The organism is Rhodobacter viridis, assembly GCF_003217355.1.
In the GTDB taxonomy this organism is placed as follows: Bacteria; Pseudomonadota; Alphaproteobacteria; order Rhodobacterales; family Rhodobacteraceae; genus Rhodobacter; species Rhodobacter viridis.
In genome coordinates this window covers 1-12,416 of sequence record NZ_QJTK01000020.1, presented here as the reverse complement: position 1 = coordinate 12,416, position 12,416 = coordinate 1, and the positions used below count along the sequence as shown (strand labels likewise).

Annotated in this window: 12 protein-coding genes; 8 read left to right on the top strand and 4 right to left on the bottom strand. The window is 67.3% G+C overall.

From position 1 onward, the window contains the following. Positions 1-7 precede the first annotated feature (7 nt). Genes C8J30_RS16645 through C8J30_RS16620 form a run of 6 tightly spaced genes read left to right on the top strand, consistent with a single transcriptional unit; the run spans position 8 to position 6,407 of the window. The gene (locus tag C8J30_RS16645) at positions 8-670 is read left to right on the top strand and encodes an energy-coupling factor ABC transporter permease (protein WP_110807010.1); all 663 of its coding nucleotides are present in this window, start codon (positions 8-10) and stop codon (positions 668-670) included. After that, entirely contained in the window at positions 670-999 is a 330-nt protein-coding gene (locus tag C8J30_RS16640) for an energy-coupling factor ABC transporter substrate-binding protein (protein WP_110807008.1), read from the top strand. The genes C8J30_RS16645 and C8J30_RS16640 overlap by 1 nt, the downstream gene beginning before the upstream one ends. 15 nt (positions 1,000-1,014) lie before the next feature. Further along, the gene (gene cbiQ / locus C8J30_RS16635) at positions 1,015-1,749 is read left to right on the top strand and encodes a cobalt ECF transporter T component CbiQ (protein WP_110807006.1); all 735 of its coding nucleotides are present in this window, start codon (positions 1,015-1,017) and stop codon (positions 1,747-1,749) included. Then, the gene (locus tag C8J30_RS16630) at positions 1,746-2,588 is read left to right on the top strand and encodes an energy-coupling factor ABC transporter ATP-binding protein (RefSeq protein WP_110807004.1); all 843 of its coding nucleotides are present in this window, start codon (positions 1,746-1,748) and stop codon (positions 2,586-2,588) included. Before cbiQ ends, C8J30_RS16630 begins: the two co-directional genes overlap by 4 nt. Positions 2,589-2,628: 40 nt before the next feature. Beyond that, positions 2,629-5,103, top strand: coding sequence for an FAD-dependent tricarballylate dehydrogenase TcuA (gene tcuA, locus C8J30_RS16625; protein WP_110807002.1), 2,475 nt, complete (start codon positions 2,629-2,631; stop codon positions 5,101-5,103). Next, positions 5,100-6,407, top strand: coding sequence for a cobyrinate a,c-diamide synthase (locus C8J30_RS16620; protein ID WP_110807000.1), 1,308 nt, complete (start codon positions 5,100-5,102; stop codon positions 6,405-6,407). The genes tcuA and C8J30_RS16620 overlap by 4 nt, the downstream gene beginning before the upstream one ends. A 19-nt stretch (positions 6,408-6,426) precedes the next feature. Here the strand turns inward: C8J30_RS16620 and C8J30_RS16615 are convergent, their stop codons facing one another. After that, positions 6,427-7,665 (bottom strand): urate hydroxylase PuuD, encoded by a 1,239-nt coding sequence (locus tag C8J30_RS16615; RefSeq protein WP_110806998.1) that lies wholly within the window; start codon positions 7,663-7,665, stop codon positions 6,427-6,429. Positions 7,666-7,798: 133 nt separating this feature from the next. Here C8J30_RS16615 and C8J30_RS16610 point away from each other — a divergent pair, with 133 nt between their 5' ends. Together C8J30_RS16610 and C8J30_RS16605 are read left to right on the top strand one after the other, a co-directional pair. Then, positions 7,799-8,305, top strand: coding sequence for an ureidoglycolate lyase (locus C8J30_RS16610; RefSeq protein ID WP_110807060.1), 507 nt, complete (start codon positions 7,799-7,801; stop codon positions 8,303-8,305). 63 nt (positions 8,306-8,368) lie between these two features. After that, on the top strand, positions 8,369-9,574 hold the full coding sequence (locus tag C8J30_RS16605; protein ID WP_181420926.1) for a calcium-binding protein: 1,206 nt from the start codon (positions 8,369-8,371) through the stop codon (positions 9,572-9,574). Positions 9,575-9,581: 7 nt separating this feature from the next. Here C8J30_RS16605 and feoB read toward each other — a convergent pair whose 3' ends face one another. The 3 genes from feoB to C8J30_RS16590 all read right to left on the bottom strand — a co-directional run. Continuing rightward, positions 9,582-11,453 carry a ferrous iron transporter B gene (feoB, locus tag C8J30_RS16600; protein ID WP_110806994.1) on the bottom strand — a complete coding sequence of 624 codons (1,872 nt, stop codon included), beginning with the start codon at positions 11,451-11,453 and terminating at the stop codon, positions 9,582-9,584. 5 nt (positions 11,454-11,458) lie between these two features. Continuing rightward, positions 11,459-11,758, bottom strand: a complete 300-nt coding sequence (locus tag C8J30_RS16595) for a FeoA family protein (protein WP_245909886.1) — start codon at positions 11,756-11,758, stop codon at positions 11,459-11,461. Positions 11,759-12,302: 544 nt separating this feature from the next. After that, a partial coding sequence (locus C8J30_RS16590; protein ID WP_146227878.1) for an integrase core domain-containing protein occupies positions 12,303-12,416 on the bottom strand: 114 nt, incomplete at its 5' end.

Below are 12,416 nucleotides of genomic sequence, written 5' to 3'. Positions count from 1 at the left end.
AATTAACATGCACATCATGGAGGGGTATCTCCCCGTTTCCCATTGCGCATTCTGGTATGCCGCCTCGGCGCCCTTTGTGGTGGCGGGCGCTGTTAAAATTCGCCGTATCGTCGCGGAACGCCCCGAGGCGCGGATGACCCTTGCGGCCTCGGGCGCCTTTGCCTTCGTGCTTTCGGCGCTGAAGATCCCCTCGGTGACCGGCTCGTGTTCGCACCCGACCGGCACCGGCCTTGGCGCGGTGATCTTCGGGCCCTCGGTGATGGCGGTTCTGGGGCTGATCGTGCTGTTGTTTCAGGCGCTTCTGCTGGCGCATGGCGGGCTGACGACGCTCGGCGCCAATGCCTTTTCGATGGCCGTCGTCGGGCCCTGGGTTGCCTGGGGGCTTTGGACGCTCGGCCGCAAGATCGGCCTTTCGGTCGCCGTCAGCGTCTTCATCGCCGCGGCTCTGGGCGACCTCGCCACCTATCTCATGACCTCGGTGCAGCTTGCGCTTGCCTATCCCGATCCGGTCTCCGGCCTCTGGGGCTCGGCGCTGAAATTCGGCTCGATCTTCGCGCTGACGCAAATTCCGCTGGCGCTGGCCGAGGGCTTCCTGACCGTCATCGTCATGGAAGCGCTCGCTGGCAAGGGCGGCGTCGATCTGCGCACGATCACAGGGGAGGTCCGCTGATGGTCTGCAAACGTACCCTCGCGCTAATGGGGGCGACGCTCGCCCTCGTGGCGCTGCCGCTTCTGTTCGTCTCGGGCGAGTTCGCGGGCACCGACGATCAGGCTTCGGCCGCGATCGAGGCCACGAAGCCCGGCTTCACCCCCTGGGCCGCGCCGCTCTGGGAACCGCCGAGCGGCGAGATCGAAAGCCTTCTGTTCGCCTCGCAGGCCGCGCTTGGCGCGCTGATCATCGGCTATGTGATCGGGCGCCGCCACGAACGCGCCAAGGCCGAGACGGCGAAGACCGAGTCGAAATCGGCGCCGCGCGCCGTCGCGACCCCGGCCGAGTAAGGCAAAGACCCGGCCATGAGCATTGCCTCGATCGACCGGGTTGCCGCGCAAGGGCATTGGCGCCATCGTCCCCTGGCCGAGAAGGCCTTGATCGGACTGGGGTTTCTGCTTTTGGCCGTGACCTTGCCGCCCTTTCCCGGGGCGGTGCTGGTCACGGTCGCGATCCTTGCCTTCACCTTCGCGGGCGCCCGGGTCTCGCCGCGTTTCTGGGCCTCGGTCGCGGTGCTGCCGCTTGGGTTTCTTGCCACCGGGGCGCTGGTGCTTCTGGTCCAGATCGGGCCTCAGGGCCTCGGCCTTGCCCCGGGCGGCCCCGCCGCCGTCGCGGACCTAGTGGCCCGGGCGACGGCCGCAACCTGCTGCCTGCTCTTCCTCGCCACCACCACGCCCGCCGCCGATCTGCTTTCGGGGCTGCGCGCCTGGGGGGTGCCCGCCGAACTGGTCGAGATCGCGCTGCTGACCTATCGCTTTGTGTTCATTCTGGCCGAGGAGGCCGCCGCGATGACCACCGCGCAACGCGCTCGTCTCGGCCACGCCACCCGCGCGCGCTGGCTGCGCTCGACGGCGCAGGTGATCGCGGCGCTTTTGCCGCGCGCTTTGGCCCGTGCGCGTCGCCTTGAAACCGGGCTTGCGGCGCGCAACTGGCAGGGCGAGATGCGGGTGCTCTCGAACCGACCCGCGGCCTCGCCGGTGATCCTTGGCCTGATCCTGACCCTGCAAGCCGCCATCGCCGCGGCCGGAGTGTTCCTGTGACCGCGATCCTTGCCGCTGAGGCGCTGCACTACAGTTTTCCGGGGGGCGTGAGGGCGCTCGATGGCCTTTCCCTTGCTGTGCCGCAGGGCGAAAGCCTCGCCATCCTTGGCCCGAATGGCGCCGGGAAATCGACGCTGCTGTTGCATCTGAACGGCACTTTGCGCCCGCAAGCGGGGCGGGTGCTGCTGGGCGGCACCGCTACCGGCCATTCCCGCAAGGACCTGACCGACTGGCGCCGCCGGGTCGGGCTGGTGCTTCAGGACGCCGACGATCAGCTTTTCGCCGCGACGGTCTTCGAGGATGTCTCTTTCGGGCCTTTGAACCTTGGCCTGTCCGAGCCCGAGGCCCGCGCCCGGGTCGAGGAGGCGCTTTCCGCGCTCTCCATAACCGACCTGCGCGACCGGCCGACGCATATGCTGTCGGGCGGGCAAAAGCGGCGCGTGGCGATTGCCGGCGCGGTCGCGATGCGCCCCGAGGTGCTCTTGCTCGACGAGCCCACCGCGGGGCTGGACGAGGCCGGGTCCGAGCAGCTTCTGACGCTTCTGCGCGGGCTTCTGGACCGCGGCATGACGCTGGTCTTTTCGACCCATGACGTGAACCTTGCCGCCGCTCTGGCCGACCGGGTGGCGCTTTTTCGCGCCGGTCAGGTCGTGGCCGAGGGGGCTGCGTGTCAGATCCTCTCCGATCGCGCGACGCTGGCACAGGTCGGCCTGCGCCCGCCGTTGCTGATCGATTTGGCCCTTGCGGCACGCGAGAGCGGCCTTCTCGACCCGAATGCCGCCCTGCCGAAAACCCGCGCCGAATTTTCTGCGGCGATGGCGGGCTGGACCCGGCGCTAGGGCGGTTTTCCTTGGCCGCGGCTTGCGTTACCTTGGTGCCATGAGCTTGACGCCCGCCCCCCAGACCCCTTTGCCCGCTTCGGTTGGCGTCCTCGTCATCGGTGCGGGGCTGGCCGGGCTTTGCGCCGCGATCGAGGCCGCGCGGGCGGGCGCCTTTGTCCTTGTCCTTGACGCCGCGCCGCCCGAGCGGCTGGGCGGGAACGCGCGGCACGGGCGCAACATCCGCGTGGCGTCGGACGCCGAGACGCCCTATCAGCGCGACAGCTACCCGGCCGAGGAGTTTCGCCGCGATCTTCTCCGCGTCGGCGGGGGCGATCCCGCGCTGGCCGAGGCCCTTGCAGACGGCTCGCGCGATCTGGCCGACTGGCTTTTGGCGCAGGGTGTGCGCCTTGAACCCTGGGCCGAGGGCAATCTGCCCTATTCCCGCCGCACCGTCTTTCTGCGCGGCGGCGGGCAGGCACTGACGAACGCGCTTCTGGCCCGGGCGCGCAAGCTTGGGGTACAGATCCGCGCCGGGATCGCGGTCGAGGCCCTGCCGCCCGAGGCGTTCGATCCCGCGCATCAAGGCCCGCTGACGGTCAAAATCGGCGCGGAGCAGATCACCGCGCAGGCACTGGTTCTCGCCTCGGGCGGGATCGGCGCGAACCGGGAGTGGCTCGCGCAGACCCACGGCGCGCGGGCGGAGCAGATCGCCAACCGTGGCACGCGCGAGCAACTTGGCGGCCCGCTGCTTCACGCGCTCGCGCAAGGCGCGCAGGCGGCGGGCAAGCCGGGCGATGGCCATGTCGTTGCCGTCGATCCGCGCGCGCCCTTTCACGACGCGGGCATCGTCAGCCGCGTCGACGGGATGCAGCACGGCATCGTTGTGGGGGCCGACGGCCGCCGCTTCGCCGATGAGGGCGCGGTGAAAGGCCCCGAGCGCCATTCGGTCTGGGCGCGCAAGCTGCTGGCCCGTCCCGATCCCCGCGCCTGGATTATCCTTGGCGCCGAGGCCGCGAAGAAACTGCCGCCGATGCTTTGCCCGCCCGTCTCGGCCGATACCCCCGAGGCGCTCGCCGTGCTTTGCGGCATCGATCCCGCGGGGCTGGCCGCAACGCTGAGCCGCCCGCTTGATCCGCCGCGCTCGGGCGCCATGGCGCCACTGGTCGCGCCCTTTCATGCCATCCCGATGATCCCCGGCATCGGCTTCACCCGCTACGGCCTTGTCCTCGACGCCACCGCGCGCGTGAGGCTTGCCGAGGCGGTGGCCCCAAGACTTTTCGCCGCCGGAACAAACATTTGCGGCGCGATCCTGGGCGAGGGCTATCTGTCGGGCGTCGGGCTCACCATCGCCGCCGTCTTCGGCCGGATCGCCGGGCGCGAGGCGGCAAAGCTCGCGTCGAAAGTCAAACCCTGTCCCGTCAACTTACCGCCAAACCCGATCCCTCCCGCGCCCCAAACCGAGCCCTTTGCGGAGGCGAAACGCGCGCTCAACCTGTGCAACACCTGCGGCTTCTGCACCGGGCTTTGCGCCGTCTTCCCGGCCGCGCAGGGCCGCCCGAGCCTTGCCACGGGCGATCTGCGCCATCTCGCCCATCTGTGCCACGATTGCCGCTCTTGCGTGCATGATTGCCAATATGCCGCCCCGCATGACTTCGCGGTCAACCTGCCCGCGACGCTTTCCGCCCTGCGCCGCGCTGATTACCGCGAGCCGCTCGGGCCTGCGAAAGCCGTCTTCGCGATCTGCTGTGCGCTGCCGCCTCTGGCGCTGCTCCTTGCCCAGCCGCTCGCGCAGGTCTTTGCGCGCCACACCGGGCCGGGGGCCTTTTACGCGCTGATCCCGCATCCGATCATGGCCGGGGCGACGGGCGCGGTGATGGGGCTGGCGGCACTTCTTTTGCTGATCCGCCTGATCCTGTTTTGGCGCGCGGGTCGCGGCCCGGTGCCGGTGGACCGCGTCGCCCTGCGCGCCGGGTTGATCGATGCGTTCACCCTGCGCAACCTCAGTGACTGCGAGGATCGTGCGGGCCCCGTGGGTCGCCTGCGCCGATGGGCGCATCACCTGCTTGCGGGCGGTTTCGGGCTGACTTTCCTTGCCACCGTCGCGGGGTTTTTCGCCCATGTTGCGGGCCAGCCCGCGCCCTATCCGCTGCCCAGTGCGCCGGTGATCCTTGGCACGGCGGGCGGGGTCGCGATGCTCGCGGGGCTGGCGATGATGTCCCTGCGTCCCGATCCGTTGAAAACCCCCGAAAGGACGCGTTCGGACCGTTTCTTGCGGGGGCAACTGGCCGTTCTGGCGGGCTCGGGGCTGGCGCTGCTGGCCCTGCGCGAGACCCCCGCGATGGGGCTGTTGCTTGCGGCTCATCTGGGCGCGGTCGCGGGGGCGGTGCTGTGCCTGCCGTTTGGCAAGCTTTCGCATGGCGGCTGGCGGCTGATCTCGCTTGTCCGCGCGGCCGCCGAGGCCCGGGCGCGGCGGCTTGACAAGGCCCGCGGCCAAGCCGCATCAGGGCGCGTCCGCACGGGAGGGGAAAGATGAGCGACTGGCCAAAGGGTCTTGCGATTGCGGCGCCCGCCTCGGGCTCGGGCAAGACGACGCTGACGCTCGGGCTCTTGCGCGCGCTGACCCGGCGCGGGCTGAAGGTCCAGCCCTTCAAGAACGGTCCCGATTACATCGACCCGGCCTTTCACGCCGCCGCCGCCGGACGGCCCAGCTTCAATCTGGATGGCTGGGCGATGGGGGCGGGGCTGCTGGATGCGCTGGCCGGGCAGGCCGCGGGCGCCGATCTGGTGATCTTCGAAGGCGCGATGGGGCTTTATGACGGGCCGTCCGACCCGGGGCGCTCGGGTCGCGGCGCCAGTTCCGAAATCGCGCGGATGTTTGGCTGGCCGGTCGTGCTGGTGCTCGACGTGAAGGGGCAGGGGCAATCGGCGGCCGCGACCGCGCTTGGCTTTGCCCGCCACCCCGAGGCGCCGCCGATGGCCGGGGTGATCTTGAACAATGTGGCGAGCCCGCGGCACGAAAGCATGATCCGCGCCGAGATGGACCGGCTGGGCCTGCCCGTGCTGGGGGCCTTGCCGCGCCGGGCGGATCTGAGCCTGCCCGAGCGGCATCTGGGTCTGGTGCAGGCCGAGGAACAGGCGGGGCTTGACGCGACGCTGGAGGCGCTGGCCGAATTCGTCGCGGCGCATGTGGATCTGGAGGCGCTTCTGGCGGCCTCTGGCTCTGGCCTCGCGCCCGGTCCGGGCGTCTGGCCGGTGCCGCCCGCGGGGCGGATTGCGCTTGCCCGCGATGCGGCCTTTTCCTTCGTCTATCCGCATATGCTGGAGACCTGGCGGCGGGCCGGGGTGACGGTGCTGCCGTTCTCGCCGCTGGCCGACGAGGCGCCTGATCCCTCGGCCGATCTTTGCTGGCTGCCGGGTGGCTATCCCGAGCTGCACGCCGGGCGCATCGCGGCGGCCAGCCGTTTCAAGGACGGCTTGCGGGCCTTTGCCGAAACGCGGCCTGTGCATGGCGAATGCGGCGGCTACATGGTTCTGGGCGCGGCGCTGGTCGATGCCGAGGGGGTCTCCCATGCGATGACCGGGCTTCTGGGGCTGGTCACCAGCTATGAAAAGCGCCGCCTGCATCTGGGCTACCGCTCGGCGGAGCTGCTGGCGCCTTTGCCGGGATATGCTTTCGGAGCAAGACTTTACGGGCATGAGTTCCATTACTCGACGATCCTCGCCCAACCCGATGCGGCGCTGGCCAAGGTCTGCGATGCGGCGGGCAATCCGGTGCCCGAGACCGGATCGGTGCGGGGGAATGTGACCGGCAGCTTCTTCCATCTGATCGCGGGGTAACCGTCCCCCCGACCGTTGCTCAGTTCTGCGCCAGTTCGGCCTCGGCCCCCGCGCGATACCAGCTGCGGATCGCGGCGCGGTCTTCGGGCGTCAGGAAATTCGCCGCCCCGGGCGGCATCGCCGTCGTCAGCCCGGCGAAGATGAAGACGGGTTCGGCGGCGCGGGCCACGGCCTCGGGCGTATCGAGGACAAGCCCCTTCGGCGCCGACAGGATGCCCTCATAGGCGGGTTCGCGGGTGTGGCACATGGCACAATTTGCCGTGACGAGGCTCGCCACCTCCTCGAACCCCGGGGCTTGGGCGAACTGCAAGGCGGTGCCCGACAGGGCGGCCTCTTCCTCGGGCGCCTCGCGCGGACCAAGGGTCGACAGCCAGACGCAAAGGCCAAACAGCAGGACCGTCGCCGGGATCGTCCAATAGGGCGCGGGCTTGCGGGCATGGCGGCTGTTGAACCAGTGCCGGATCGTCACCCCCATCAGGAAAACAAGCGCCGCAATCGCCCACGCATAGCGCGTCGCAAAGGCCAAGGGCGCGTGGTTCGAGAGCATGAAGAACACCACCGGCAGCGTCAGGTAGTTGTTGTGCATTGAGCGCAGCTTGGCGATCTTGCCGTATTTCGGATCGGGGGTTCGCCCCGCTTTCAGATCGGCGACGACGATCTTCTGGTTCGGAATGATGATCAGGAAGACATTCGCCGTCATGATCGTGGCGGTATAGGCGCCCAGATGCACGAAAGCCGCGCGGTCGGTGAAGATCTGCCCGTAGCCCCAGGCCATCGCCGTGAGCGCGACCAGCAAAAGCGCCATGAAGGCCGCCGGATAATCTCCCAGACGCGATTTGCAGGCGCGGTCGTAAACCAGCCAGCCCAAGGTCAGCGACGCCGCCGAGATCGCCATCCCCTGCCAGGGCGCCCAGTCGATCTTCGCCGGATCGATCAGGAACAGATCCGCCCGGTGCCAGTACACAAGGATCAGCATCCCGGCGCCCGAAAGCCATGTGGCGTAGCTTTCCCATTTGAACCAGGTCAGATGCTCGGGCATCCGCTCGGGCGCGACCAGATATTTGCGGATATGATAGAAGCCGCCGCCATGCACTTGCCATTCCTCGCCCGCCGCCCCCTTGGGCAGATCGGGGGCTTGCCGCAGCCCCAGATCGAGCGCGATGAAATAGAAGGACGAGCCGATCCAGGCGACGGCGGTCACGACATGCAGCCAGCGCATCGCAAAGGTGGCCCAGTCCCAGATCAGTGCAGCATCCATCGGTCTCTCCTTTGGTCTCAGGCTAGCGGGGCGGGGACGCGGCCTCCAGCGCAAAAGCGACGAAGCCGCGTCGCCCCCTTGCACTTGCCTGATTTTGCGCCTTTCCTTGCGGCCGGATGCGACGGAGGATGACATGCAGCGCTTGGCGGTAGAGCCCCTGACGGCCGAGGCCTTTCGGCCCTTCGGTGATCTGATCGACGTGCTGGGGCCGCCGACGAAGCTGATCAACGGTGGGCTCTGCGGGCGCCATCACGATCTGGCGCGGCTTTCCTTCGATGACGAGGGCCGGGCGGGGATTTCGCTTTTCGAGGCGCAGGCGCGGGCGCTGCCCTATTCTCTCGATCTGGTCGAGCGGCATCCTCTGGGGGCACAGGCTTTCCTGCCGCTCGATGGCGTGCCGTTTCTCGTCTGCGTGGCCGAGGATGCCGAGGGGGTGCCGGTGCGGTTCCGGGCGTTTCTGACGGCGCCGGGGCAGGGGGTGAACATCCTGCGCAATGTCTGGCACGGGGTGCTGGCGCCGATGGGCGCGCCCGGTCGTTACGCCGTGGTGGATCGGATCGGGCCGGGCGCGAATTTGCAGGAATATCCGCTGCCGGTGCCGATTTCTGTGATGGCGCCCTCGACCCGCCCCCGATCTTAAGGGTTTCAAAACGCGGCGGGCCTAGGGTGGGACCCGTTCACGCGTATCCTCATGAGGCCAGTCATGCAGCTTTTTCCCGCCCTCTTTCCGTCCTTCGGCGCCCCTCTTCACAGCGCGCCGCTTCGAAACAGCTTTGCCGATATCGCGGGCACCGTCGCCGACGAGACGTGGAGGCTGAGCCATCTGGACACCACCGGCCGCTTCACGCTGTCGGGGGGAGGTGGCACCGATACGCTGACGCTTGACTTTCGTTCGCTGCACGCGGTCGCCACGCTCGAAGCAGATTTCGACCCGATGACCCTCCATCCCACCGAATATCTGTCTTGCGGTGGGGTTGAGCTGGTTCTGGCCGACGATTTCGACCTGGTGCGGATCCGCACCGGCGATCTGGGCAACAGTCTTGGGTCGAACAGCTGGACTTTCCGGGTGGAGATGTTCGGCGGTAGCGGCAACGACCAGTTCTGGAGCGGCGATGGCGATGATCTGCTGCGCGCCGGGGCGGGCGATGACATGGTGATGTCGGCCAATGGGAATGACATGATCAACGTCGGTGATGGGAATGACACCGTTTATGCGGGATTTGGCGATGATTCCGTGCGGGGGGGAGACGGGGCGGATTCGATTTTGGGCCACGGCGGTGCCGATGACCTCAGGGCCGGCGCGGGCGATGACACCGTCGATGGCGGGGCGGATAACGATCTGGTCTACGGGCTTGCCGGGGCCGATTCAATCACCGGCGGCGATGGCGCCGATTATCTGGGCGGGGGGGCCGGAGCGGATACGATTGACGGAGGCACCGGAGCCGACACACTGATCGGCGCGGCCGGTTCGGACTCCCTGAGCGGCGGTGACGACGCCGATCAGATCAATGGCGGTGATGACGTGGACACCCTTTTGGGCGGTGCGGGCAACGACACGCTGTTTGGCGGCGCGGGCGATGACATCCTGACCGGGGGCACGGGAACCGACCGCTTCGTCTTCGGGCAAATGGGGGTCGACGGGACCGACCAGATCACCGATTATGTGTTCACCGACAACGATGTGCTGGTCTACAACGGCACCGGGATCGCAGGCGCGGCGGTCAGTCCCTTCGATTTCGTCGCGACCGAAGAGATCCTGCCCGGCTCCGGCTCGGACATGGTTGCCGATACGGTGATCCGATTTGGGCCTGACAACACCGTGGTCTGGGTCCTGACCGATACGACCGGTCTGGGGGGGGTCATCATCGAAACCGATCCGGGCAACGTTTTCCCGATCCCGATCGTGTGAACGGGGCTCAGCCCCAGCCGATCAGCACAGCCAGATGATAGGTCAGGAAACAGGCGAGCCAGGCGAGAGCAAACATGTAGGCGACCGTCACCCACATCCATTTGCCTGAGCCTGTCTCGCGCTTGATCACGGCCAAGGTCGAGATGCATTGCGGCGCGAAGATGAACCAGACAAGGAAGGAAAGCGCCGTCGCAAGGCTCCATTGACTGGCCAGAAGCGTGCCCAGCACCGCCTCGCCGCCGCCTTCCGAGACGGCATAGACGGTGGCAAGCCCGGCCACCGCGATCTCGCGCGCGGCCATCGCGGGGACGATCGCCACCGCCATCTGCCAGTTGAAGCCGATGGGCGAGAGGATCGGTTCGAGCAGTTTGCCGATGCCCGCGGCGAAGCTGTAGAGGATCGCCGGTTGCGTTGCGCCCTCGGGCGCCTGCGGGAAAGTCGCCAGCACCCAGATCACCACGGTCATGGTGAAAATCGTCGTGCCCGCCCGCTTGAGAAACGCCATCGCGCGGGTCCAAAGCCCGATCGCCACCGACCGCCCCTGCGGGATCTTGTAATCGGGCAGATCGAGCATGAAGGGCGGCGAAGGCTCGCCGCGCGCGAACAGGAATTTGGCCACCGCCGAAACCGCCAGAGCCGAGACGATGCCGGCGCCATAAAGTCCAAACATCACAAGCCCTTGCAGGCTGAAGATGCCAAAGATCGAGCGCGCCGGAATGAAGGCCGAAACGATCAGCGTATAGACCGGGATCCGCGCCGAACAGGTCATCAAGGGCGCGACGAGGATCGTGGTGAAGCGGTCGCGCGGGTTGTCGATCACGCGCGTCGCCATGATGCCGGGAATGGCGCAAGCGAAGGACGACAAGAGCGGAATGAAGGCCCGGCCATGCAGCCCGGCACCGCCCATGATCCGGTCCATCAGGAACGCCGCGCGCGCCATGTAGCCCAGATCTTCCAGCAGCAGGATGAACAGGAACAGGATCACGATCTGCGGCAGGAAAATCACCACGCCGCCGACGCCGCCGATCACCGCATCGACGAGGAAACTTTGCACCAGCCCCTCGGGGACATGGGCGCGGATCAGATCGGCGACGGCGGTGAAACTGCCGTCGATCAGATCCATCACCGGCGCGGCCCAGCTGAACACCGCCTGAAACATCACGAACAATAGGCCCAGCAGGAACGCGAGCCCGAAGACCGGGTGCAGCAGCAGCTTGTCAATGCGATGGGTCAGCGTGTCATGTTCGGGCGGAAGCGTCACGGCGCGGGCGATCAGCCGGTCGGCAGCGCGGTGGCTGAGCCGCAGATCGGCGGCATCGGGCGGCGCCCAGAGGTTCGGCCCGGCCTCGGGCACGCCCTCGGCCAAGGTCGCATCGAGCGTTGTCAGCAGCTCTTCAAGCCCGCCCTTGCGCACCGCGGTCGAGGTGACGACGGGCACGCCCAGCTCGGCTTGCAGCGCGGCGCGGTCGATCTCGATCTTCCGGTGCCGGGCGATGTCGATCATGTTCAGAACGACGATCATCGGCAGGCCGGTGGCGACCAGCTCCATCGCGAGGCGAAGCCCCGAACGCGGCGCGACGGCATCGACGACGACCAGCATCAACTGCGGCGCGGGTTCGGCCGGATGGCGGCCCAGCACGACATCGCGCGTCACCGCCTCGTCGGGCGAGCGCGCGCGCAGGCTGTGCGTTCCGGGCAGGTCGATCAGCTCGATCCGGTTCGCGGCGGGGGTGGTGAACAGGCCGACCTTGCGCTCGACCGTGACGCCGGCATAGTTGCCGACCTTCTGGCGCGCGCCGGTCAGCGCGTTGAAAAGCGAGGTCTTGCCGCAGTTCGGCGGCCCGACGAGGGCAAGACGGTAGGGATCGGGTTCGGGCATGGGGCTCAGGAAACGAGGATGGCCATCGCCTCGCGGCGACGCAGCGCGACAGTGGTGCCGTTCACCCTTACAGCGATCGGGTCACGGCCGAAAAGCCCTTCATGCAGGATCGTCACCTTCGCGCCCTCGACAAAGCCGAGTTCAATCAGGCGGCGTTCCATTTCCGCGGCGGGAAGGCTGATCGAATGATCGGCGGCGGCGATGTGGAAGACATGGCCCGAATAGCCCTTGTGCATCGTGCCAAGTGGCAAATGGTCAGCTTGCGGGACCATCTGGATCTGCGTCAGATCGGTCGTGTGGAGCATCTCGGCGATCCTTGCGGCTGAGTCGGGGCTGCCTGCCTCTGTGGCTCCAGTTTCCCTAATCCGACAGGAATGGTCAAGTTATTGCGCCGTCACTTGGCCGCGATTTTGCGCGGCAGGGCGTCGCAATCCCGGGAGGTTTCGCTTTGGGTTCGCCTCGGGCGGACCCGAGGCGACAGGGGCGGGGTGACGGCTTTCAATGCAGTTGTTGCAGCGCGTTTTTGGAGCGTTTGTTTTCAATGGGTTAGCGGGTATGTTTTTCAATGGGTTTGTTGCGTAACGCTGGAAGTCGGGCAAAAAACGCCGACTCTGAGGACGCGTGCCTGTAGATTATTCAATGAAATCAACAGGGGTCTGATCAAGGTCGTGCGCACAAATGCGCACGACGCATGAGATGGACAACTAGTCAGTTGCTGGTTGCTCTTTGCTGAGCAAGGCGCGAAGGCGATCGAACAAGTGTTCCCGATCACCCGCAACAACATGGGCCGTAATGAGGTGGTCCCCGTTTTCCGGACAGATTTGCGGCGTTGCTAAGCTTGCCCGTTGATCAAGCCGCCGCCTTCAGGTCTTGGCCCTGATGGGCCTCAACCGGTGTCCTTCCGCCAAGCGCCGAATGGGGGCGCTGCGTGTTGTAGAAGTCGATCCATTTGCCGATGCCTGC